The sequence below is a fragment of the Chryseobacterium sp. FR054 genome (assembly GCF_056844565.1).
The window spans coordinates 248006-272794 of record NZ_JBXDSA010000004.1 but is presented as its reverse complement, the minus strand read 5'-3'; the positions used below and the strand labels follow the sequence as shown (position 1 = coordinate 272794).

The window sequence follows — 24789 nt, the reverse complement described above, 5'->3', positions numbered from 1 at the left end:
TCATTTTTTTTTATATGATATTCTAATTTGCAATATAATAGAAAAACTCCTCATTAATTTTTTTAGAAATCATTATTTCAAAAAGGTGATTATTATTCTCCATAATTTTTGTACCGGAATAATAATAGCCATATGAATTGTCTGTAAACCCGTCTGATAAAAAGAAAATCCCTTTTTCAGTTTTCACCATTGAATAAATGTTTATTTCCTTCATTTTTTCCAGAATCTGCTTTTGCAGGGAATTGAATTTATATTTTTTTTCAATTTTAGTTTGAGTTGAAATAGGAAAAGGTGATGCCGGCGGTATTAAATACGACCAATAGATATTATTTTCCTTAAAAATATGATCAACGCGTTGTAATGAAGTTTGGTTTAGAAATATAGAATTTTTACTACTTCTGACCATGGATGCCAAGGTTTTGAATTGGCTGATATTATCTTTCAGAAAAAGGATGTTGGAACTTTCGTTGATTTGTCCCTGTTCTAAAAATTGATTGGCTTTATCGCCTGCTTCCTTATCCGTAAATTCATATTGCCGGGAAAAAGCGCCCCAAAAGAAATTGGAAATTTCACTCGAAGTTCTGACTGAATCTAACGCCCAAATTTTTTCATACTGAACAGGTCTTATATCCCATTTTGAAAATGGTTTTGAAAACTTTAAGTAATCATCAGCGGAAATTTTATTTTTTACAGTTAAACTGTCTAAATATTTAAACAGTTTCAGATCGAATTTTTCGGTTTTATTCAAATATTCCTGACTGAAAATGAATGTGGAGAAAATGAGAGACAATAATGTTAAAATCTTTTTCATAGAGGATGATTGTGTTATAAAGGAAAAAGTGTTGACAAAATGGTCAGAAATCCGAGGTTATCATATTTTAGTTAATTTTGGGGATGCTTATACATCATAAAACTTCTATCAATACATTATATTGTTCAGGGCAGGGAAATTTTGCGGACCTTATTGATGAGGTATTGAAAAATGTATTTATTTATTTCTTTTTCTGTAATTCCGGGATTATTATTTTTCCATTTAAGAAATAATTTTTCATAGTCTTTTGTCGTTTTAAAATCTATGAATAGCTTTTTTTTGAATTCATTAAAATCCCCAAAATTTAATTTCCAGTGTCTGATGAGATTTCCATCTCTTATTTCAAGTAATTCATAGATTGCTTCTTCGTTACTTTCATCATTATATTTTCCCCGGAAATCGTCGATTCTGATTAATCCAGAAAACCAGCCGTATTTTTTAGCGGGAAATAAATCTCTCAATTTCTGTTTAAATTTTTCATGCTTCGCATTAAACAGGCAGCTTATTTTTCGGATGACCAATTCATTGTTTTTTATTTCAAAGAATGCCACATATCCTCTCCAGCAGGCACTGAACGCTCCGGTATTTTCCGGTTTGTGCTCCGGGAATTCGTTAAAATAATACTCTAAAATTTCATTATTCAGATAATATTCTTTGCCCTTATAAAGTAAAACATCCCGAATTTGTTGTGTCATGACTTATGGTATATTGTTTCAGGTTATCGCGTTATTCTACAATGTCAGGAGATCTTACGGAACCGTATTGTTGGGTTTAGCAGTACAATTTATCGTTCTTTTGATGTAAAATCTGTGCAGGATTTTTCAAATACCAGTCAACAATTCTATCTGCAATGCCGTCATAAATATCGTCCTTTGTGTAGGGGCTTTTTTTAACGGATAATCTGTCTAAGTCGTCATTTATTTTATCTGTTATTTCTTTGTCAAAAATATTTTCACCGGTTAATTCCTTCCTTAAAAAATCAATGAGCATACCGTGGCAGTTTTTACTGAAGTTTCCATTTCCGTTTCTCTGGGCTTCGTCTCTTAACTTTTCAATTGCTCTCAACAGTTCACCCTGAACGGTGTCTGCCTGGCCTGATTTTGGAACCAGCTTTTTCCAGATTACTTTTGTGGTTTCAAAGTAATTTTTGTTATTGACCACGTTGTGCAGGTGTTCTATATCAATGGAAGTGTCAATTTTTATTTCTTCCTGCTGAACGGTTTCTTCTACGGGAAATGGAACGCTTTCCAGGTCATAGTGAATGCTTTTTAAAAAGCCGGTGAACTTCTCCTGATTCCAGGATATTCCCATGCTGATAACCCGGTCCGTAATCTTCGCGCCTTTAGAAACCAGATAATCCGCACTGGGAAGAGGATCGGAGAAAGTATTGGTAAATATTTTAGAAAGCGGTGTCAGTCCGGATTTATCTTCCTGTTCCAGACCGGCACCTGCTTCTACCAATAGCTTAATACTTTCCAGGCGTCTTTGCCCGCAAGCTTCTAAAAGGGCGGTTTCACTTATACCTCCCTCCACTTTCCGGTCAATGTTCTGGGGCTGCTGAAGGATTATTCTTAATATTTCAGTTCTTCCCAGGTAAGCGGCAATGATCAGAGGAGTTTCACCCATCTCGTTGGTGGCATCAACCCCGATTTCATCCAGGATGGAAATGGCTTTTTCGGGATTGAATTTTTTGCCGTCATAACCAAGATGGTTTTTAAAGGTGTCAAGTTTATTTTTTGCCATAATTTTCTGTTGATGTAAATTTTTGCAGATTGTCTGTTAAAGCTGTCACTAATTTCTAAATATACACCACTTTTTCATATTGATAAACTAAAACAATATATTAAGCAGTTAAAACTGAAAGAATATAGTTCTGGATAGGTGGGGAAACTTTACGTAGCATGGGAACTTCCATGACTGGATATTCTTAATGAATTTTTTAGGTTATCCATAAATTGATTCTCTGAACTATTTCCCAGGTTCCGTTATTCTTCCTGAGTATAAATGCTGTCCCATCTCCATAAATTCCTCCTGAATGATAATTTACTTCTATATAAGCAGTCTGTGCATCACGGGAAAAATAAGCCTTTGAGAATTCTAAATATTCATAAAAAGCATTATTATTTTTTTCATCCTTTTCAATTTCCGATAATTTTCGATTTCTATATTTTTTCTGTAAATTTTTACTTATCCTGGTAACTGTATTTTTATTGTATTGGGAAACAAAACTTTTATAGTCATCTTTAAACAAGAATTTTTTTGCACAGGAGTCACGATAACCATTTGGTCCTATGGGCAAAAAGGATTTTTCAAACTCATTTTCATCCATAGTACTGAGTCTCCTAAAATTTTTATTAAAGTACTGGAGATTTTATTTTTGGCGGGCTCTGTTTTCTTTGCTTTAAAATTATAGATTTCAATAATTTTTTCAATAATGAGATCATCATCCGGGTATTTATTCTCCAGATTTTTAACGGAACAATTCAATATTATGATACAGGAAAATAGTAACAGAACAGGTTTCATATATTTTTAAAGTCTGTTTAAATTTTATTTGAAGAAATGGATATGTGATTATTAAATCTTTGGTGCCTTTTGACTTCGTCGAATCTTTGATTTGTATTTAGCAGAATTTCCCACAGAACTCAAAATCTTATAGGTGAAAAAAACTACAGTGTCTGTGAGAATAATAAAAATCTTTGATTTTTTTAAGCTTTAGTGGCCTTTTCAGAGCAAGGTTATTTTTAAATAATATGGTAAAGATTTGGGCACTATAAAAAAATCAAATTTAATAAGACTCAAGAACTGTTCTGTTTTTACGATTTGTTGAAAGAAAAATAGGTTACATATGTCCAGTATACAGATAAGGCATTGATATCTTTTTTCAGTTCCTGCAGCCACAGAGAATCTTTAAAATCAAATACATTATCCGGTTTTTTCTCTAAAATATCGTCAATGTCTTTGGATATTGAGATAATTTCATCGTAAAACAATTCGTTCTGCTGCTCAATGGGAGCAATATCTCCTCCCATGTCATAGATTTCTCCTGCTTCCAGAAAAAACAGATCCAGTACTCTTTCAGGATATTTTTCGAAGAAATCTTTTGTGTCCTGTCTGATCCCGGTTATTGCCTGTGTGTCGATACCGGCCTGTGTTTCCAGGTAATCTAGAAGATCATAAAATTTCTTTAATCCGTTTTTAAAATTGCCTTTTATGGCGATGGGATGTTCAAAGTTCCATATTTTAGAATTAGACATCTGAGTTTCGGAACCCAGAACTATTTTATGGAATAAAGGAATTTCATAATTCCATTCCGATACATCACGAAGTTTGGTCAATTCCGGATTTGCGCTGTATAGATATGATCTGTTCGCCATTAGTTATTAGTTTTTAATTATTAGTTTTTTTAGATGTTGTACACCCTCAAATCTACATATTACACAGATACCCTGCAAATAAAGTAGGGAGTGTTGAACGGAAATTATTCAGTGATTTTTTTAATCAATAAAAAATACGGGTTGCCGGCCTGACAAAAAACCACCAAAGCACTTCTATATGGCTTTTATATTTCCTGTATTTCCGTTTGGGTATTTTCATACCTTGTTTTCAGGTCTTTAATTTCCTCTTCAAAATCGTTATAGATATCCTCAATTTCTCCGGGATAAAAATGAAGCCAGCGGCTGTGATTTCTATACATTTCCTGTCCTTCAGCAAGTTTTTTATTTCTTTTGGCTGGGTTGGGAACTAAGATTTTGTTGATGATTAATTCATAGGGTCTCAAAATCTCAGAGATGATATCAAAGTCCATCGTACTTAATCCGGTCTCACAAATTAAAATAGGATCTTCCGAATTAATAATTTCTTCCGAAATGTATTCAAGCTTTTTCAGGTGGGAATCCTGTGGCGGGCGGTAATTATGTTTTTCAAGTATTTCATGAGAATTTATAATTCTAAAACCTGCAAATTCGGAAACGTTTACCTCCGGTTCAGCAATCTGTAACGTTAAAATTACGCTGATCCTGTTTTTTGATTCCGGTAATTGATTTTTTATAAAATTCATGGTTGTTTCTGGATTTTAGTAACGGTTTCAGACTTTAATTCCGGCGGCTTTTAGAGTGGGCCCCTGGTTTTATTATTCAATGTCGTCTAATTTAACCGGAATTAATTCAATAGGATTTTTTAGAATTTCAGGTAACGCAGGCATACTTTTTTTAGATCCGCAGGCTCCTCAACAGCTGATATATTTTTTGTACTGTTTTTACGTATTTTGAGGGGATGGATATATCGTTTACATTCCCCATATTAGTCCGGATAAATTCTGAAGGGTCCAGGTTCCGGGTTTTACGGTTTTATTGCCGGGTAGTGACCGGAGTATCTCTTCTCTCATATCAACTCCCATAATAAAGCCGAGTTTGTGATCGTGTGCTATTTCAAGAAGGGTAAGAAATGCTTCTGCCGGTTCATTACCATCATGTTTCAGATTCTCTTTGTCGAGATAAAGGTATTGAAGATCTTCATGAGGTATCCAGTTGGTAATTCCCATTCTGTCGAAACACAAAAAATTGTTCCAGTCATCAAGGTCTTCAAGGACTGAATAGGAAAGTGCTTTTTCAGATCGTTCAAAATTCCGGGATACTCCGCCTTTTCCAAGACCTAAATGAGGAAAAAAATCTGCGCAGGTTTTGAAGGTATAATATTCAAAAAATTTAGAAAATTCATAATATCCTTCTAAATCATTACAAAATGCCATCTCAGTGTTTGTGTTTTCTGCTTTCTGATATTCGCTGTTTATTTTGAAAGTTTCATCTAATGAATTGGATATGGAAACAATATGTTCAATAGTTTCATTCACGAGCTTTTCCAGTTCCTGTTCAGACAGATGTAAAGTGCTTCCGGTAACGTGAGATCTCAGAAACTCACGGCAATCTGCAGTAAGGTCTCCCGCTTCTCCTTTTAATGCCGGAACGGTTTCTGTATAAAATTTTCTGTCATCAAATAAATGCAGTGTGCGCCAATATCCCATGAGTAATCTTATGTAGCTGTTTTTACCGGGACTGGTTTCCGGAGGTAATAGATTCTTCCAGTGAACTTACAATTTCAGAAACAGGAATGGTGAATATCCCTGCATTTCCTTTATCGAATTCTTTTTTCCAGTGAGCATATCCGTCCATTTCAAGGGAGTCGGGCTTTTTTCCGGTTTCGTTTTTCAGGCCGGTAACGCTTTTTTTCAGAGCTTCTTCCGATATAGGAATATGGCTGAGGTTTTCAGCAAAACCAGTAGGGCTGCCGGGATTTTTAATCTTCAGACCACGGATGGAAATATGGATTATTTTTCCGGTCTTAGGATATTCTTCAATCTTTAAAATCTTAAGGGTAGAGTTTTCTTCTGCAGGACGGGTTTTGTACTGCCATTCCTGGCCGACCCTGTATTTGCTGTTTTCTGCGCAGGCAGTGGACAGGAAGAATATTCCTGCTATAAGAGAATAGAGTTTCATGGAATTCCGGTTATTAGTTTTTGTTTTTTTATTTACGGAGAAGCTGCTCCAGCCTGGCCATCATTTCGTCTTTTTCTTTCAGCATTCTTTCGTACAGGGCAATCTTTTCTTCGTGTACTTTAATTAATTGATCCAGAGGATTAATTGTAGAGTTATAGAATATAGAAGCTGGTTGCTGACAATTATCGAACGTGTTGGAGATAATATTGATAGCCTGTTCCTCATCGAAATTCTGAAAAGCTTCCACCGGAATTTTCAGGATGCTGGAAATTTTTTCTAAAATATCCTCTTCTATCGCTTCTTTCTGTTCCAGAAGTGAAATCTTCTTCTGGTTCCAGTCTTCACCAAGATCAAAAGCCAAAGCTTCCTGCTTAATGCCCAGCATCTCACGAAAACGCTTGATATTTCTTCCCTGATGTATGTTTTTGTTTTGCATATTTGTGTACGTTACAGAAACAAATATAAGTAAAAGTTGGGGGATAAAAAACGGCAGGGCGGGGTATTTTATCCCGGGATAAAAGAGCTGTATCGGAAGTCTTCCGGCTTTGGATTATTTTTTTTTTGCGCAGCGGGAAATGTGAAAGTTTCAATTCATTACCCGCCTGTATTTTGCTGATGCAATTTTGTATACCGTAATTTTTTATTTTTTATTGATTGATTTTAAATAATCGGCTATTGGCTCCAAGCCATCAAAGGTTTTAGAAATCATTCCATTTTCATTCACTAAATATAAAACCGGATATCCGGAAACCTGAAATTTCTCCTCCATATCTTTTTGATCTGCTATTATAGGAAAATTGATTTTCTTATTACTGAAAAGTTTTTGAACCGCTTCCTTTGAATCTGATGCATAAAAATGAATGAGTTTTAAATTGTTGGGAAGGTGAAAGTTTTCATTATTTAATAGTTTAAAAACTTCAATTGATGCGCCGCAATTGGTTCCGGAGAATAGAAGTAAAGTGTTTTTTCCTGTAAAATCAGTATTTGAAATTTCGTTATTTTCAAGATCATGAGCGGTAAAGCCAGGTGCCTGTATTCCTTCTTTTAATGGATTTAGCTCTCTTCTTTCAAAATATTTTAAAGAATAGCTTTCAGGAATATTCGTATTGATAACCAGTTCTTTTTTTGAGAAGCTGTAATGATCGTAGTTGTAGGTTATCGTTTGCCCGGGTTTATTATCTGTGTATACTTTTCTTTCAAATTTGGATATGGTATACTGAGAAGAAATATAGATATTAAACTCTATTTTAATTGTTTTTCCCTCGTATTGATTTGTACTTTCGATAAATGAGTAATGAGAATGCTGGGTTCCGTTCACCAAAACGTCATTTTCATATTTCCAGTCATGATGTATCAGAAAAGTTGGTCCATATTGAACCGGTCTTGAATGTTGGATCATTTCATTCTGGTTCTGTCTGTCTTCATATTTATAAATTGTTTTTTCTTTGGCTAGAATTTCCGTATAATCATTGTTTTTGAATATTTCTTCTGAATGATCTGTTTTGCTGTAAAAGTCAAAACTTTTGCTCTTGTAGTTATTGATAATGTAAAAGGTTTTAAAACTATTTATTTCTTCGGTTTCCGGATTCGGATAGAATGCAGTTGCAACGTATGACACCGATTTATAATTATTGAATTTTTGTCTCGCTTTATACAATTTATCATTTTTTGCAAATAGGAGAACAGAGTTCAGGATTAAGAAAAAGGAAATAAAATATTTATTCATTTTGTGTTTGTTTTAAAAGTGTTTGGGTACTATTGCATTACGATGGTTCGGGTGTGGTTTTAGTACAGTTCGGCCCTGTTTTGGGCAAAATATTCTTTTGGCGTTAAGCGTCTTTATTTTTCTCTTTTTCAGCTTTTTGCAGCTGTTTGCCCGATTTTGCTCCTTGTTCTTTCAAAAAGATTTTGGCTTCCGGTCTGTACTGGGACATATCAAGAATGCTCTGCCCAAGTGAATCCAAATGATTAATATCTGCCCCGGCATTTAATAAAAGCCTGATGATATCTATATTTCCGACCGCTGCGGCAGTACCTAACGGAGTTGAATTGAATTCGCCGGTTTCATCTACCTCTGTACCGGTGCTGATAAGTTGCTGTACTGTTTCCGTATCCTGTTCCAATATAGCCTGTCTTAAAGGAGAATATTTTACAGATGTTGGCACAGGAGCCATAAAAGCACTGTCATCATGTTCAGCTGATTCCGCAAGAAAGCGGTCGCTCAGTTTTTGACGGCCAGGCATTTTCAAATCCCAGTCTACAATTCTGTATAATAGCCTGTCATATACAATATCAGATGTTTCAGGGAATTCATATTCAAGTATTGAATCGATATCCCTGTTGATTTCATCCACTGTTTCCGGCGAAAAAATTCCCGAAGGGATTAAAGTATCTCTTATGAAATTTGCCTTGAATGAAAAACGTCTGCCCCAATTTTTATTTCCGTTTCTCTGGGCCTCATCCCTCAGATTTTCAACACATCTTACCAATTCACCGCTAATGGTTTCCGCATGACCATTTTTCGGGACTAAAGTTTTCCATATCATTTTGGCGTGTTCCAGGTATTCCTGTTCGGTCATATCAATTCAGATTTTAAATGTTTATTTATGCGTGGCGCTGATGATTCAGGTGTTGCCAAAAGCGAAAAAATCGGAGTTTAAACTTTTGATTCAGCACCGGGAGCGGTTCAGACGAATATAATTCATTTTTAGCAGGGACGGAAGAACGAAACGTAAACTTTAGTCCGCTTTGGGCTATGTCCTATTGTACGGCAGTGCTGTTGCTGATTTTAAATGGTTCTGGTTTTCAGTTTAATTTAAAATTTCTTCTACATTCTCCCAATTTTCATCATCGGTAATTTCACAACTAAAATTAACCAATCTCAATGCATCTTCTTCAATTTCGTTGAATTTTTTAATAGCATGATCTACATTGTCAACGTATAATTCTAAGTTTATTCCTGTGTCGGTTGTAATTCTGGCGACAAGGTGACAAACACAGACTTCTCTTAGCTTTTCCGTGAAATATTTTTCAATTTCGGCAATGTCAGGGATTTCCTTTTGAGAATTGAAGCCGTCTGTGAAATCAACTGTAACATAACAGTTAAACATACACTCAGCTTTAAACTCATAGTTTTTATAGGCTTCGTCTACCCAGTGAGTGGCTGCTTTTCCATTTTCGGTATCCATCATAAAAACAGTTATACTGTTTGCCGGATAAACTTTTTTGTGGTCTGATTTGATGTCTTCCCAATTCATAAATTTTAAGAGCTTGTTTAATTCTTATTCAAAAAAATATATATATCAGTTATTTTCTTATTGATGAATAGTTATGTTTGAAATTTTTCTTCACTAAAAAGATCATGTACATTTTATAGTTCTTCAAGTCTGCAAAAAGAAATTACGCAAAGCTGATGAATAATTCCGTCTTCAAAAAATGAAATTTAGAAATTTAAACAGGCTCTGAATAGGATTACTTTTTGTACATTCTGTCTGTTGTTCATGTGTTTTTATTACGGGTACTCAAGTCCAAATTCATAGTATTTCAATTGGTTCCGGCAAAAGGTATAGGTTGCATAGTAAACCGGCATTTTATTGATTTCCAGAATCTTTGTTTTGCTGTCTCTGGGGCTTTCTATTCTGTAATAAATTTCCATACAGTTTTTTGTGCTGTCTACAACTGTATAGCATTGGCCGAGTTTTGCTGTAACTTCTTCTTTTGTCAGGCCCAGTTTAATTCCTTTTTCTGTCTGAAATGTCTCTACCTTTAATTGTGGGTAGCCGTAATCAGCTTTATCGGAATATGAAACGCTGAAAACAGAGATCTGGTTTTTGCCGTCACCGGGGTGCTGTGTCAAAGTTAAAGTTTCAGCATCCATCAGCGAGTAAAAATGATACTGTCCTCCTTCATCAGCTTTTTTGTCTGTTCCGATAACTTTGTCTGCACTTTCAGAGTTCCTCAGTTCTATTCCGCTGAGAGAAATATCAGGATCAGAAAAGTCACACTTCATAGCTTTGAGCTTTTGAATGGCTTCACCTAATAATCTATCGTGCCGGTCCGGCTCAGGAACAAGTTCAGTTCTGTCGTTTTTATCAGCAGTTTCAGTCTTTGAGTTGTTACAGCCTGTCAGCAGTAAAACAGCTGATAAAAATGTTAAAATATTTTTCATGCCTTTTGGATGGTGTTGGTTTGTCCGGCAGCTAACGTAAAAGTGTAGATAGCCAATATTTTTGCAATGGAGTGAAGTTATTAAAAATTGTGTAACCGGAAAACAGGAGACTGAATAAATAAACTGAATTTTTCAGTTTTATCTCTTTGCTGATATAATGTTACCGCTAATTTCTTTATTTTGTGTTTTTGTAATCAGCAACTATTTTGTTTATTTCTTCTATTCTGATTTTAAACAATAAATTATTTTTTGTAATTGCGGTTTCCCTTAGCTGTGACCTGTTTTCTTTATATATTTTTGTAAAGTTATTGCAAATGGTTTGCGGATAAATCAATAACTAATAAAAAAAAAGACAATTATGAAAAAATTAATGATCATTTTAGCTGTTACGGCTGTTGTTGCTGTTGAAGCTAAAGTTTGTACGTCAGGTTGCTATGTGTCGGCCGGAGGTTATGGTGTAGGGATGGGATGGAATGTTCCCAATGGAACAGCATGTAGTGGAACCCCGCCCCGTGGGGCAACTGTTCATTATGCATATGCTACGTCGGATTATGTTTTTGAACAGGGAGTAGTGAATGGATGGGAGCCGGGAATGTCAGTAGGCTGTTAAATAAACACTAATAATAATTACTATGAAAAAGAGAATTTTGAATATTGCAGTTGTAGCTGCAATTTTTACAGGCTGTTCTAAAGATGATATGGCAACATATGAACAAAAAAGTGATAAGAATGCCAGGTCATCCGTTATAACAAAAAAACCGGCAGATATTCCTTCAGGAAAAGAATACACAGAGCAGCTGCCATATCTTGATGCCCATACAGATTTTATGGCTTTCAATGTCGAAAATGATCTTGGAAAAAAAATGAATGATCCGAAAATCGATTGGAAAACCATTAATGCGCTCTATAATTCAAATTTAAATACTGCCGAAAAACAACATATTATCTATATACTGTTTGCTAAAAAAGACCTTTTAGGAATTCAGAACAGTACACCCGATGAGGCTCAGGCCAATTTAATAGCAGACTATACTAAAGAACTCGTCAATACAAAATATATTGGTTACTGTCTTTTATACAATGCATTGGCAACCTTAAATCGTACCCCTGAGTATATGCCATTAGTGAAGGATCTGGCGAAGCAGGTCGCAACTTATTCAGCAGAAGAAAGATTTCATTCGGATTTTTTAAATAAACCGGAAGGAAGAGAGCGATGGCTGAATAAAGTGAAAGAAGATTATGCTTATCTGGATAAAATTAAAAACCGGTTTTAGTTAAAACAAAGAGGCTGTATCACCATTTGTGAAAACAGCCTTTTTTGTATTTTTTCCTGTCTTCCTTACAGACGGTTTCCCGCCGGGAGTGGGTATTCAACTTTAGTGTTTCACTATAAATTTTAAGGATTTATTTACATGTCCCATATTCAGATTTATAATATAAATACCATTGGCAATATCAGAGGTAGAAAACCTGATTTTGTTTACTCCTTTTAATTGTTTGGAAGGAGCAGATATTCTTTTTACCAGTTTTCCGTAATAATCTACAATTTCAGCAGTTATTTTCGTATCCTCTTTTAGGCTGAAACTTATAGTAGCCATATCTGAAACAGGGTTGGGAGAAAGTGCGATGTTAAAATCAGTATCAGATTCATCCATATTTTGGGTAGAGTTCTTCTGTGAATAATAATTGGCATCATCCACCTGATCCGGTAAATCCATGTAAGAATAAGAACTGAGGTTATCAAAATTATTTACCACTAAGTTGTTCAGGTCAATAGTCATCAATTTGTATGATAACGGCCCTCCGCCGGAATAAATGAATTTTGTTTTAATTACAAAATAATTTCCAAAAACATCTTTTTCTATTTTCCAGTAATTATTGAGTTCTCCACTGATGTCGTTTCTTAAAGAATTGGTAATGGGAGTTATAACACCATTATTAAGATTAATAGTACGTAAGCCATAATCTACCGATCCTATTGAACCCATAAAATTACTGATTGAAAAAACTATATTCTGACCATTATTGTAAAATTCTAATCCTCCCACCATACCGCCTTGAGGCAAAGGGTAACTTTTTATGGTACAGCTCAGATTGGAAGATTGATTAATTTGGGCGGTATATATTTTTGCGGGATTATATGAATTGATATTATTGGGAGGATCCGGACTATCCCCCCAGGCCAGTGTAATGGCGCCAGTGCTGCTTTGGTATAGTTCTAATTCATTCACAGCACTTCCAAAGTAAGAAGAATCCCGGGGCGGGTCAACATATACCGGAGAACTCTGAAAGACACCGCCGGGATTTACCCCATTAATAGTGAACCTGCGAATATATGATACGGTAGAGTTATTATTTAGATAATTAACTCCTACGGTATATAAATATCTTTCATTACTTCCATTTAATTTGGTTATGGCAATTCCCGGTTTTTGCACAGCATTCATAGGATTTGAAGGACCGGGATATCCTAAATCAGCTATTACTCCATCATTCACAACCGTTCCCACCAATTCCCGGGCTCCATTTCTTGCCTGTACTCTTATAACAGCGTGTTGCAGTTTATACAAATACCGGTTGTCTGGTTGTACATACTGTTTAATTCCTATTACATACCAGTCATTAGTAGTTCCGGGAACCTTAGTTACCGATACTTCTCCATCGGATATATTTACCGCGCCTGCATTGGTGGTGTTTATATTCCCCCCCGTTACAGTAAACAATATGGTTCCGCTTGAATTAATTGCTGCACTTCCTGCACCAACTGAAGCCGGAGTAAATTGCGGGGAAGATCCGGTAAAATCTAAATAGCCACCACCTACTAGCCATTTTGGCATTTGTGCATTAACGAGTAAAATACCCATAAAAGCAAATAGATGTAAAATTTTTGTTTTCATAGCAGTAATATTTTAGTTTGATATGATAAGTTTCAGGTTTTTCTGAAAGTTACTTTTTCTTAGCCATCAGGTAGATAATAGATTAGTAAGTGTTGATGGATATCTAATATCTGTTTTTATTTACTGAATAAATGTTGGATATAAAATAAAAAGACATGATCAGGAGCTGGCTCACGAAAAGTGAAATTCTGTACGTTACCGGTCTGTATTTTAAGGATATTCCGTCATTATCACACGCATCACTTAGTGTTTTGCCATGAAACTCTTTAGCATTATCCTTGCTATCCGAAGTCTGACTTTGGATGCTTTATTATTTGAAAACGTAAAGACGGGAGAGTTTGTGCAGCGGGAGGAGAAATTTTGTGAAGTAGTGAGACTTTAAAACTCTGAATCTAAACTGCTTTTACATTCAGTATTTTGTCTCTTATGTTCATTATGATGAATATTAAATATGTAATTATAAAAATTATTAATGGAATTTGAAATGCCAGGTAGTCAAACATTCCGATTGGAACCTGTACCAGTCTGCTTACTATTGGCGATAACATTAACAGGAAGCTTATAAGGGTTATAGGGACTCTGTATTTCCATTTTGTCACATTCAGAATAATTCCACCAATTCCGAGCAATGCAAAGAGTTGATCAATATTTCCAAAGTCAAAAAGTGTAAACATTAGCCAGCAGATAAATGGAAGTCCAATCATTTCTCCGGCCAGAATGATCAGCATATAAGAAGCTATTGATATTAGCTGGATTTTGTTTTTCATTTTTTCGATTATGCTGGATGAAGTTGTATATGATTGTGTAATTTACATATTTTTTTATTGAATTAATCCGCTTCCATCCTCACCAGAAAATACATAATGTTTTTCATTAAATTTTGCCTTTCAAAATAGCTGCTTACAAGCTTATTACCATTTTGGCAAAAAGTAACTTCATGGTAAATAAAATAAAAAATTAAATATTGATTAAGGTCCTTTAATCCAGGTGTTCCGGAGAAATTATTTTTATAGGTCAGCCGATTATTTTTTGTGCTTGCAGTCAGTATAAAAGGAGAACCATCAACAACCGAGCTTAAAAGATCTGTAAAGCTTTTTTCTGAAAGGGAACGTATAGTTTCAGCATCAATGTTGATCTCTTTTTGCCTGGTTAATTTTAAAAATGCTGATTCTGAAACTGGATACATTTTATTTCCGCTAAAATCTTTTTTATCATACAGTTCTTTTAACATTTCTAAGTCATCATCCGTAAGGTTTATTTTATAAGATTTAAGATTAATCAAACTGTCTATTTTCTTCGCCTGTATTTTTGATATTTTCACAGATTTATCTTCATACCTTATAGATGGTAAATAGGTTATTTTACAGTTTATGGTATTTCTCTTCTGACCGGAAACCCCAATAGATAAAATCGTGATGAAAATTAAGACCGGTAAGTTTTTCATGGATGGCTTTTTGCGAATATAAAAAAACGTCCTATACAATAGAGCGGTTTTTGATTGATAAGGCCATTAAGTCTATAACGGGTAAATACTGCCGTCGCACGAATGCTTTTGTGTGATCATAGCATTATAAATTAAAGATTCTAATAATATAATCAAAAGCCAAAGCCACACAATAAAATTGTATGCTAGTGAGGGAAATATTTATAATAGTGGTTATTGTTTGATCCAGAATCTAAAGTTCTGCCATTTTTCTTTTTTATCAGAGGCCTTATTAACTTTTCCGTTCATTATTTAATATTTTCTATTTATTATTCTAAAAAATTATCTGACTTTTCGATTATCCAGTTAAGTGCAGACATTGTTATTTGTAAATCATCTTTACCTAAATCTTTTGCATGGGCATCGATACGATTGGTATTGATAATATCAAGATACATTTCAAATTTGGGTTTATCAATAAATATTGTTAAAAAATCTGACCAGTATTGAATTATAAAAGTTTTTAAATCTGATAAGTAAATTTCACCTTTGTCTGAAAAAATTTCATTTAGATTAAAATTATTTAATCTTTCTCTTCTTTTGCTTTCTATTTTATTCAAGAAGATTTCTTTAGCTTTTGGTCCATGTTTTAATTTTATTGTAAGTTTTATAATTTCCTTTAGTTTTAGTTCTAATTGATTTCTTCTTTCTGTTATTGCTTCCCATTTATCTTCTATGGTAATAATTTTTCTGCGAAGTAATGATTTAGAAGTTACATATTCTTTTACTGTGTTAATTTTTACATGGTATTTGTCAGTGCCATTTTTTTCAATTAAATTATATCCGATAAGGTGTTCAATTGATTTTTCGTTTTTAAAGACTATTTCAGAGAATTGATTGTAATCTTCAAGAGCAAGAGCTTCTAAGAGTTCATATTCATTTGGATACCATTTTTTTAATACATCAACAATTACTTCTACATAGTCTATAAGGGACGTGTTTAAATTACTGATGTTCTCTTTATAATAAAATTTTGTTACTTTTTGAGGTCTAGCCTTGACAATGTTTTGATGAATTTTAGAACAAATTTGTCTAATTAGGAAAGGATGGCCACCAAAATCATCAGTTAAAAAAGTGAATATCTCTTTGTCAAAATCAAGCCCCATATAATTTCCTATATTCTTTACCATTTCTTCCACATCGTTATGGTTAAAAAGTTTTAAATATGTGGGGGAAATCATTCTATAGATTGGGTTATCATTGCCACTAATATAGCCAGTTTCAATTGTTTTAGGATTTACCCCTGCTATAATAAAGGAAAATAAATTCTGCGTTTTTTGGTAAACAGCTCTCATAGATTGCCAAAAATATAGAAAATCATTTGAGTTTTTCCAATGTTCAGTGGGTGAGATGTCAAATGTAATATTTTCAATCTCATCAAATATGAATAAGAATCTGTTGTTCCCCGTGATATCGCTTAATTTACATAAATCTTCCTCAAAAAACTTTGAAGCATCTTTTTCAGTGTAAGGAGAATTTAACTTTATATCTATTTTTTCTTCTTTAATCGTCTCAATTTCTTTTTTTAATTGAAGCACAATTACTTCTAGACATTCATACCAACGTCTTAAATGAAATGACGGCTCTTGACAGTCTATAAAAATATTTATTTCATTACGTAAGTTTAAGTATCTTCTTAATGCATAAAGAACTGAAGTTTTTCCTATTTTTCTTAGACCAAACAATCCTGAATTTTCACCAGCTTTATATTTGTCGTAAAAAAATTGTACTGTTTCAGTTCGACCATAAAAATATGCATCATTTTGTAGTGGTGATTCAAAAGCAAATAGGTCTCTACCATAAAAATACTCTTTAAGTCTTAATGAGATAAGGCTTATAGGGTTTTGGCTTTTTATGAAATCCAAATAGTTAAAAGGAATAATTATTCGACTATCAGGATTTTGAGTTATTATGTTATTTACTTTACGCTTAATATTATTATCCTTACTTATTAAAACAAGACAGAGTTTATCCAATCTATTTCTATAATCGGTCATTAATTTGTCAACAAAATCAAATGTTCTATTATCAAAATCATGAAAAGGATTAATTAATAATAAAATTTCATTTTGAAATCTATACTGTTCTTTTAATTCATCTGTTGGTTTTAAAAAAACATAATGATAGGTTGCATTTTTAAACTTATGAGTTTTAGCAAAAGTAATAGCAAATAAGTTTGCAAATTGGTCAATTATATTTCTTTCTTCTTTCTCAATAAAAGCTTTTTTTAAATCAACATTGTAGTGTATTCCTGTAGACATTTCTTATATGATGGGTGGGATTAAAATTATACATAACTCTCAAATATACGAAACCTTGTAATAAAAACAAATCAAATATGGCATAATGATTTTTGTTTGTAATCAGTGGGTTGTAGGCTTTTTTGTTTTGTTATAATGTATTTGCTAAGTTAATCTGTTGAAATAATATTTCCTTACAGAAAACCATACTCAAAATAAAAAGACACCCACAAAAGTAGAACGTTTTTAATTTAATGTTGTAGTTAAGACTACATCATTCTACCACCCATTGGCATAGCAGGCTCAGCGCTATTCATTTCAGCGATTATACATTCTAGTAGTTAAAAGCATACTCTTCACTATCCGAAGTCTCCTGACTTTGGATGCTTTATTATTTGAAGACGTAAAGACGGGAGAGTTTGTGCAGCGGGGAGCCAAAGCCACACGAGACAATCGTGCAGCAAGGGTAAACCGGGTATTCAAATTGACTGCTGATAACAAAGCTGCCTCTACCTGAATTGGCATAGACCTCCGTGTTGGTTTTGTGATCTTACTTATCGGCAGCTGAAGAAAGCACGCTTTCATTAATATCGGCTGCCTGGATACTTTTAATGGATGATTTGAGCAGAGACGTTGTACTTCCACCGATGATGTATAATGTATTGTTGTATACTTCTGCGGTAGGATATCTTCTGGGAATCATATTGGAGGATAACTGATGTAGTTTATTAGTTGTAGTGTCAAAATACGCGAGAAAACTTTGATTATTAAAACCTCCTGCAATAAAAATCTTATTACCGGATACCGCCAGTGAGTGTCCGGCTATCCCAACAGGCATCGTATACTGATTGACCCAAAGATTAGTTTTGAGGTCGTAAACATTGATCAGGCGGGATGGAGTACCGTTAAAACCGCCAATTACATAAAGTTTATCATTTACAATTTTGCCCCTTGTTTCTCTGGCTGTGGGCATATTGGGTAAAGGGTTCCATGTATTTGAAGCAATGTCATAATACTGGAATTTATTAGAGAATACAGTGGTGGCAGCTCCGTTCAGTCCGCTGCCGCCAAATACATATATTTTGCCATTATAGACTGCAGAGCCTGCATTTCCTGTGTAGGAGCGATTGGTAGCGCCCTTCGTTATTGTATTGGCTGCAAGGTCTACAATTTCAAGATGGCTGTTTCCCCAGCCGTTAAAAATATAAATTTTATTATCGCAGGTCTCCGAATTGGCAAATTTTTTGGTAAGCAGGGTAGAATTGATAACGCTCCATTTGTTATCAGTAATACTGTATTTTTCAATATAATTTGCATTACCGCTGTTTTCCTGGTACCCATTGATTACATATATATTGTCATTCACCACCACACTGCTTGTGCCGCCTCTGCCAGCAGACATACTGGCGAGATTTTTAAATTGAAGTGTCTGTGCATGGGCGAATAATGAACCCAAAAATGAAAGGAATAATAATTTTGTTTTCAAGGGGTGTTAAGATTTAGTATTTGTTTTTCCTTCGTTGATGTATTCTTTGTAATCTTCTTCTAATTTGTCAATTTCTTTGATTAAAAAATCATAAATATTTCCTTCAAAAACTTCGTAATCTTCCCCGTCATATTTGTCATATTCAATTTTGATCACTCCATTGTCGGTATAGGCGCGGTAGAGGTTGCCGCTGCGTTTGAAAAATAATTGTCCATGTGGCTTTTCTTTATATTCAAGAGCTTCGGCATGCTTTTCTTCAAACCCCATCCATGAAGGCATTTCTTCATCCTGAGAAAGCCCGTATACAAAAAAGCCGTATCCGAATTTCCAGCTTGGCAGAACATCAAATTCTTCCGGCCGCTTCCATATTTCTTCTTTAACTTCAAAAATCAGGGAGCCAAATGTTGTCAAAAAATCCCTAACATCTTCACTGAATGTGAAACCTGTACTTTCTTCATACTTTGTAATCTGTTCTTCGGTGGCAGGATTGGCCACAGAGCCCATGACGAAAAAATCATCATTTAATTTCCTTTTCCTGTCCCAGAATTCTTCTTTTGTTGTCATATTTTTTGTTTGGTTTTATGATGTCATCAATATTGATTCTATCATTATACTGACAAATATAGGAGAAAGTTGGAGGGATAAAAAATGAAAGAGGTATATTTTATATAGGCAGGACGGTAGTTTTAGAGTGGGTGAAATGGATATTTTATGCATGGAGCCGGTGGGAGAGTTAAGAATTTCAAAATTTCAGGATTGCTTTTGCCTTTACGTTCTGCATTTTATCATCAGATACGGTTACCCCCTTAGGTAAGGGGGTATAAGGGGTTGTATAAGGGGGTATACCCAGTTGATTAACGGGCTCCAGGCCGTTCCGAAGCGGGAACCACCACTTACCCAGGAGTCTTCATGGGCTTATAGGAAGAGGTAAAGGGGCTTTATGAAGTGGTTATCGGCGGTTGGGAAGCGGTTCCGGCTCCTTTATGAAGTGGCTGGAGCGGGTTGTAATACAGGTTGGAGGGAGTTTATTGCCCGAAATGTAATTTATATTATTTATTGTTTTTTGCACAAAGTCAGGAGATTTTGCGCAGCGGGAAATCAGAGGGAAGCTCCGTAGGAGCGACCTGATAATTATATTGATGAAGATGTTGTTATCATGGAACTTTAATCAATACGTATAACTAAAAGAAATTTATTGTCCGTAAATTTTCTGACGGACAGATTTTATCATCAGGCTTGTTTTTTAATAACTGAACAGGCCCCAGCTATCCGAAGTCCCGGCTACCCGGCTATCCGAAGTTTCCTGACTTCGGATGATTTATTTTATTTCCGCAAAGTCGGGAGACTTTGCGGAGCAGGGGGTACTTTATTACCCAAAATATGAGATTTTAAATAATTTATTGTATTGGAACAATGTTGATAGGCTGTATGTAGCAGGAAGTTTTTTATTCTTTCCTTCTCCTTTCAATAATAAGATACGCCGCATCCAGCATTTTGGTGAGATGTATATACGGGCTTATCATATTCCTTTCCGGGAGATGGTCATAGATGCCCAGTGAGAAATAGACCATTCCGGAAATAAAATAATCGAATTCCCTGATGCTGTATTCTATGAATGCTTTTTTAAAGACCAGCAGAGGATTTTTGTATTCTTTCTCAGAAAGTAAGCCCAGAATCAACGGAGAGATCTCTTCCAACTGGGGCTTGACGGCCCACTTCTTTTCCTTCAGCATGATGAAGTAGCCCGCACGGATGAATTGCCGCATCGCCTGGTGAAAGAGATAAACAACGGACGGATCTTCTTTTATCCGGCTGTTTCTTTTAACAGCATAATGCATAATATTGTTTAGCAGCTCTTTGGATGCCGCCAGGTCATTGAGCTGAAAAAATGTCTCCATCTGCTGTAAGCCGCAATGTTTCTTCCGGCCTTTCCCCAGCCGGGATGTAAAGTCTGTTCTGGTTTTTTTCATGAGTCTGTATTTTTTTAGTGTACGATTTTACCGGCCGTAATGGACGTACGTATGACTTTATGCCCATAAAAGCCTAATGAATAGGATAGAATTTGTGTTTTTCTAAAAGCCCTAAAGCCGCAATGGATTGTACACCCCATTGTACCGTATCATGATACTTGATGTGGTAAAGCAGGCTTAGAAAAAGATGATCGCAGAAAAACAGAACAGCATGAAAATAAAAACGGCATGAGACTCTACAATATCCGACTTGAGGTACTGGTATACCGTGCAACAGATAAGAGAGCCCACGCCTAGGTCGTGAGCTTCTAGCTTATCGTCTCGTTGCTTTTAAATTACCAGTTTTCAAGTCGAGATTCTAAGCAATAGCTTCTATATTTCTTTGAAGTATCGCAAAATTACATCTTCGGATGTAATCTATTAGCAAATATAATATATTTTCTCGTATATGGTAATATATTACCATGAAATATTTAATTGAAATTCCAAAATTGCTCTTAATTATAAAATTAATGGATAGCAAAGACGTTTTAAAATTGTATATGCAGTGTTTTTCCGAGCATCTCAAGGAGATAAGAAAGGAAAAGTATAATTCTATGGACGCTGTTGCACAAAATTCGGCTTTTGATTCCAGTAATTACAACAAATATGAAAATGGTAAAGGAAATCCAACGATTGAAACCATTCTTAAAATGGCTTCAGCATTTAAAATTCCGCCAAAAGAACTATTTGATTTTGACTTCGATATAGAAAAATATAAAATTGATGAATAAATCCAATAAGAGTTGGGATTTACATTTATTACATTATTTAGTAATTGAATAAAATAAGCTCCGAAGTCTTAGGCTTCGGAGCTTATTTTTTTAATAGATTGTTTTTTATTTTATTGGCGCAAAATCGGAAGATTTTTCGTAGCGGGGTCTATATATAGTACTTTTGCTTTTATGTTATTAAGAATAGTCCACCTCTAATATTAGCTTTTGAATTACTAATATAATTCTTTAGTAACAAAAGAAGGCGCTTGCATAATAGAAGAGGTAGGTTAATTGAATCTTTATCAGTATTGTTTCTTATTTACGGTATTTGTTTATTTTATATGGTTTTTGATTATTGTGGATAACTTTTTTTTATTTTTTATTTATTTGATTATTAGAGTTTTATGATTTATTTTTGGTTTGTTTTAATGGTTGTTTAATCGAGTAATGGTTATTTGTTTTTAGTTTTAATTTTTTATTCCTAATTTTGTTAAAAATATTGATATGAGTTCAGACAATATTAAAAGTGCCATAGATGTATTAAAGGGTAAAAAGAGAGATCTAGAAGAGCAATTAAGAGGTATTGAACTATCTATAGAAGTATTAGAAGATAATAATAGATCATTAGATATTGTTGTAACAGATAAAAAAAGTAATAATAATGTTCTACAAATTATTACTCAAGATGAAAAGAATGCCTATGATAGCAATATGACGAGTAAAATGAAGTTTGTATACTTTTTAGATAAATTAAATCGATTTGTTCATTTTAGGGAAATTGCAGAAATGATTATTGATGAAGAAGGAAAAGAATATAATGTTTCTGAATTAGCTTCAACATTATCATCTAGTACTCAGTCTTTAAAAAAGAAAGGGTTGCTTGTTAAGTTTCAAGCAGGAAGAGATAATAGAAATACATTTTGGGGTAAGAAAAACTGGCTTACTACTGATGGTAAGATCAAACCAGGATTTGAGTTTAATGACAAGTATCTTTATACAAGTACAGATTTAGATTTAGGATTATTCCAATAAAAAAAGACACTAGTCCAAAGTGTCTTAAATGAAAGTAAAGAATGTTTCTTTTTTATTTGCGCGGTTAATGGGTCCAAACCATTAATTATAATAAATACAAGATTCATTTGGAAAGATGTCCAAAGTCTTTCCACTTTCTATTTTCAAATATACGTATATTTTTACTAATTATACGTTTTTTCATGCTAGTCTTTCATTAGCATGTTTTTTTATTTGATAAGAGTCTTGTTATTAATACTACCTATTATAAATATGCAATATTGATGGTCAAAATTATATATAAATGAACGCTTAATATTTATAAAAACCGCCCTACAAAAGTAGAACGGTTTATATATTAAATTTGTCTCAACGACACGTTATTAGATCATTCCTAGTATTTCATCACGCTGGTTCAGCGTCCTTTTAAACCTTCAGTAATAAGATCCAGTTTGGATACAGAAGCAATATCCCGGCTATCCGAAGTCTCCTGACTTCGGATGATTTATTTTATTGGCGCAAAGTCTCCTGACTTTGCGCAGCTGGTACTTAGTTTTAAAAGGATTGTTTTATTTTATTAAATCAATATCGGGAAACTTTTTATAGCAGGCTATAAGACTATGATTACATTGATTCTAAAGTTATTTTGTCTATATGTGCTATTTCATTTTACTGCATTGAAAATAGCCTCAGATAATTTCTCAATATATGTAATTACGTCATTAATATCAGTTTTGTCTATATTGTTACGAATACCTGTCACTAAATCTAAGTCGGATTCGTGGACAATTTGATTTCTCCTGTTTATAATTGTTTTTAACTGTGTTGTTAAGGTTGTTTGGTCTATTCCTATGGCAATAGCTAAAGCTTGCCATTTATGTTGTTCATTCCAAATTAAACTTAGTGCATCTGCAATCTTTTCAGGAGCTTGAAAAGCTAGTGTTTTGTGTCGTTCTATAATTTCTTGCTCAAACCAATATTCAGGTGGTGGGACTGTTCCGGCTAAGCTAGATGTAAGTGTATTAGTCGTAACTCCAAAGGATGAAAATTTGTTTGTATGAATTCTTGTTCCTTGAAATGCCTCAATCATTCCAATTCTAACAAGTTCATGAACAAGCTTATCCAAAGCACTTACACAATAAACCCATTCTGCACGAAGAATATCTGTTAAATCATTTGGTAAATGAAGATTGTCTTTTAGGTGAATAAAAAGAGCATCTAATTCTTTGATGTACCTCATATTATCTTGGAATTGGTCATACGCTCTTTGCATAATCCATAACTTTAATTATTTGTTCAGATATATTATTAAATAGTGAATAAAATTGATTTCGTTTTTCAATCATTCCATCAAGAATAGGTCCCGTTTCGCCAATTTCATTATCTTTTATAGCAAATACAGGGACACCAATATCATTAGCTTTAGGTAACAATCCTTGAAAATCTGGAATTTCAGCAAGACATAAATCTATATTAATTCCTGCATCACTATAAACTTTAGCTGTAAAAACCATATTTTTAGTTTCTAATGCAGGAATTAGTTTTTGTGTTACAGATTCTTTTATTTCTGCGATGTTTTCCCGATATGGCTTAGCCGCTTTACCTTTACGAACATTAAATCTTTGAATTAATGTTCCAATAAGAATCGGGGTTGATGTAGATAATGGATAAGCAGCATCGACAAAAGCCGGTCTCATTTTCTCATTCCAATCAACCCATCTGGGTAAAATTGAAACTAGGGTGTTTAATGCCATAATTGAAAATGGATCAGGATTCGTTGGTATAATAAAGAAGTCTGAAAGTGTAAATAAATTTTGATTAATTGCACTTAAAGCAGGACTTAAGTCAATTAAAACATAGTCAATTTGATATTTATCGGCAGTTTTGTTTATTAAATCGTTAAATGCACCTGGTAGATTTTGTAATGTAGAAATAGCATTGTTTGAGGTTTGAGCAAAACTTAATGCAGCATCGTATTCAGATAAATTAGCATGTCCAGGCAATAAAAAAAGATTAGTGTTTCGTTCTACTGAAGGGCATTCGATTGCTGAAATTGGATGCGGCTTACCTTCGAAAGCAACCTTTACACCATCTTTTATATTGTTATTCTTTGTTGTATCTTCTAAATAATACTTTTCATAGTCATCATTTAAAATAAGTGCTGTTAAGTTACATTGAGGGTCAGCGTCAACAAGCAGAACTTTTTTACCTTTTTCTGCGAGCATCCAACCTAAATTATAAGTTGTTGTAGTTTTACTCACACCACCTTTATGATTAAAAAAAACTATTTTCTGTGTCATAATTATTGGATTTCTGTTAATTTATATTTCTCAGTGATGTCACTATATTCAAATTTACGCATTGAATAAATACAAAATGTATAAACTTGTGTTTATTTATAAAAATATTTCTAAATGGCAATAAAAATGATACAAGTATTATTAGATAATAATTCTAAATACATTATTAATTC

26 protein-coding genes are annotated in these 24789 nt (G+C 33.9%); 4 read left to right on the top strand and 22 right to left on the bottom strand.

Annotated features, from left to right (window positions below; all coding sequences use genetic code 11):
* Positions 1-22: 22 nt before the first annotated feature.
* From AC106S_RS17415 to AC106S_RS17355, 13 genes are all read right to left on the bottom strand, one after another.
* Positions 23-811, bottom strand: coding sequence for a hypothetical protein (locus AC106S_RS17415; RefSeq protein WP_482440962.1), 789 nt, complete (start codon positions 809-811; stop codon positions 23-25).
* Between the two features lie 125 nt (positions 812-936).
* Complete coding sequence (locus AC106S_RS17410) at positions 937-1506, bottom strand: hypothetical protein (RefSeq protein WP_482440961.1); 570 nt, start codon at positions 1504-1506, stop codon at positions 937-939.
* A gap of 76 nt (positions 1507-1582) precedes the next feature.
* Positions 1583-2554 carry an ankyrin repeat domain-containing protein gene (locus tag AC106S_RS17405; RefSeq protein WP_482440960.1) on the bottom strand — a complete coding sequence of 324 codons (972 nt, stop codon included), beginning with the start codon at positions 2552-2554 and terminating at the stop codon, positions 1583-1585.
* A 196-nt stretch (positions 2555-2750) separates the two neighbouring features.
* On the bottom strand, positions 2751-3140 hold the full coding sequence (locus AC106S_RS17400) for a hypothetical protein (RefSeq protein ID WP_482440959.1): 390 nt from the start codon (positions 3138-3140) through the stop codon (positions 2751-2753).
* A gap of 487 nt (positions 3141-3627) precedes the next feature.
* Complete coding sequence (locus tag AC106S_RS17395; protein WP_482440958.1) at positions 3628-4188, bottom strand: DUF7822 domain-containing protein; 561 nt, start codon at positions 4186-4188, stop codon at positions 3628-3630.
* A gap of 185 nt (positions 4189-4373) precedes the next feature.
* Positions 4374-4871: a hypothetical protein gene (locus AC106S_RS17390; protein ID WP_482440957.1), complete on the bottom strand. Its 498-nt coding sequence runs from the start codon at positions 4869-4871 to the stop codon at positions 4374-4376.
* A gap of 228 nt (positions 4872-5099) precedes the next feature.
* Positions 5100-5834: a hypothetical protein gene (locus AC106S_RS17385; protein WP_482440956.1), complete on the bottom strand. Its 735-nt coding sequence runs from the start codon at positions 5832-5834 to the stop codon at positions 5100-5102.
* Between the two features lie 22 nt (positions 5835-5856).
* Complete coding sequence (locus AC106S_RS17380) at positions 5857-6306, bottom strand: hypothetical protein (RefSeq protein ID WP_482440955.1); 450 nt, start codon at positions 6304-6306, stop codon at positions 5857-5859.
* A 28-nt stretch (positions 6307-6334) separates the two neighbouring features.
* Positions 6335-6742 (bottom strand): XRE family transcriptional regulator, encoded by a 408-nt coding sequence (locus AC106S_RS17375; protein WP_482440954.1) that lies wholly within the window; start codon positions 6740-6742, stop codon positions 6335-6337.
* A gap of 204 nt (positions 6743-6946) precedes the next feature.
* Positions 6947-8032 carry a TlpA family protein disulfide reductase gene (locus AC106S_RS17370; RefSeq protein ID WP_482440953.1) on the bottom strand — a complete coding sequence of 362 codons (1086 nt, stop codon included), beginning with the start codon at positions 8030-8032 and terminating at the stop codon, positions 6947-6949.
* Positions 8033-8135: 103 nt separating this feature from the next.
* Positions 8136-8885, bottom strand: a complete 750-nt coding sequence (locus tag AC106S_RS17365) for an ankyrin repeat domain-containing protein (protein ID WP_482440952.1) — start codon at positions 8883-8885, stop codon at positions 8136-8138.
* A gap of 231 nt (positions 8886-9116) precedes the next feature.
* The gene (locus tag AC106S_RS17360) at positions 9117-9563 is read right to left on the bottom strand and encodes a DUF695 domain-containing protein (RefSeq protein ID WP_482440951.1); all 447 of its coding nucleotides are present in this window, start codon (positions 9561-9563) and stop codon (positions 9117-9119) included.
* Positions 9564-9817: 254 nt separating this feature from the next.
* Positions 9818-10474: a lipoprotein gene (locus AC106S_RS17355; protein ID WP_482440950.1), complete on the bottom strand. Its 657-nt coding sequence runs from the start codon at positions 10472-10474 to the stop codon at positions 9818-9820.
* 358 nt (positions 10475-10832) lie between these two features.
* Between AC106S_RS17355 and AC106S_RS17350 the strand changes: the two genes are divergently transcribed.
* Positions 10833-11084 (top strand): hypothetical protein, encoded by a 252-nt coding sequence (locus AC106S_RS17350; RefSeq protein WP_482440949.1) that lies wholly within the window; start codon positions 10833-10835, stop codon positions 11082-11084.
* 22 nt (positions 11085-11106) lie between these two features.
* On the top strand, positions 11107-11748 hold the full coding sequence (locus AC106S_RS17345) for a hypothetical protein (RefSeq protein ID WP_482440948.1): 642 nt from the start codon (positions 11107-11109) through the stop codon (positions 11746-11748).
* 102 nt (positions 11749-11850) lie between these two features.
* Here AC106S_RS17345 and AC106S_RS17340 read toward each other — a convergent pair whose 3' ends face one another.
* The 7 genes from AC106S_RS17340 to AC106S_RS17310 all read right to left on the bottom strand — a co-directional run bounded on the left by AC106S_RS17340 (position 11851) and on the right by AC106S_RS17310 (position 20550).
* Positions 11851-13371 carry a T9SS type A sorting domain-containing protein gene (locus AC106S_RS17340; RefSeq protein WP_482440947.1) on the bottom strand — a complete coding sequence of 507 codons (1521 nt, stop codon included), beginning with the start codon at positions 13369-13371 and terminating at the stop codon, positions 11851-11853.
* 392 nt (positions 13372-13763) lie between these two features.
* Complete coding sequence (locus AC106S_RS17335; RefSeq protein ID WP_482440946.1) at positions 13764-14138, bottom strand: hypothetical protein; 375 nt, start codon at positions 14136-14138, stop codon at positions 13764-13766.
* Positions 14139-14200: 62 nt separating this feature from the next.
* Positions 14201-14815 carry a hypothetical protein gene (locus AC106S_RS17330; protein WP_482440945.1) on the bottom strand — a complete coding sequence of 205 codons (615 nt, stop codon included), beginning with the start codon at positions 14813-14815 and terminating at the stop codon, positions 14201-14203.
* 308 nt (positions 14816-15123) lie between these two features.
* Positions 15124-17115, bottom strand: coding sequence for an ATP-binding protein (locus AC106S_RS17325; RefSeq protein ID WP_482440944.1), 1992 nt, complete (start codon positions 17113-17115; stop codon positions 15124-15126).
* Between the two features lie 529 nt (positions 17116-17644).
* A complete protein-coding gene (locus AC106S_RS17320) occupies positions 17645-18496 on the bottom strand; it encodes a Kelch repeat-containing protein (RefSeq protein ID WP_482440943.1) in 852 nt (283 codons plus the stop codon).
* 90 nt (positions 18497-18586) lie between these two features.
* The gene (locus AC106S_RS17315; protein WP_482440942.1) at positions 18587-19144 is read right to left on the bottom strand and encodes a hypothetical protein; all 558 of its coding nucleotides are present in this window, start codon (positions 19142-19144) and stop codon (positions 18587-18589) included.
* A gap of 881 nt (positions 19145-20025) precedes the next feature.
* Positions 20026-20550 (bottom strand): hypothetical protein, encoded by a 525-nt coding sequence (locus AC106S_RS17310; protein WP_482440941.1) that lies wholly within the window; start codon positions 20548-20550, stop codon positions 20026-20028.
* 464 nt (positions 20551-21014) lie between these two features.
* Between AC106S_RS17310 and AC106S_RS17305 the strand changes: the two genes are divergently transcribed.
* Both AC106S_RS17305 and AC106S_RS17300 read left to right on the top strand, forming a co-directional pair.
* Positions 21015-21323 (top strand): helix-turn-helix domain-containing protein, encoded by a 309-nt coding sequence (locus AC106S_RS17305; RefSeq protein ID WP_482440940.1) that lies wholly within the window; start codon positions 21015-21017, stop codon positions 21321-21323.
* A 486-nt stretch (positions 21324-21809) separates the two neighbouring features.
* Positions 21810-22337, top strand: coding sequence for a hypothetical protein (locus tag AC106S_RS17300; protein ID WP_482440939.1), 528 nt, complete (start codon positions 21810-21812; stop codon positions 22335-22337).
* A 643-nt stretch (positions 22338-22980) separates the two neighbouring features.
* On the opposite strand, the gene AC106S_RS17295 is transcribed toward AC106S_RS17300, so the two are convergent.
* On the bottom strand, positions 22981-23589 hold the full coding sequence (locus tag AC106S_RS17295; RefSeq protein ID WP_482440938.1) for a HEPN domain-containing protein: 609 nt from the start codon (positions 23587-23589) through the stop codon (positions 22981-22983).
* On the bottom strand, positions 23573-24616 hold the full coding sequence (locus AC106S_RS17290; RefSeq protein ID WP_482440937.1) for a ParA family protein: 1044 nt from the start codon (positions 24614-24616) through the stop codon (positions 23573-23575). The genes AC106S_RS17295 and AC106S_RS17290 overlap by 17 nt, the downstream gene beginning before the upstream one ends.
* Positions 24617-24789: the final 173 nt, after the last annotated feature.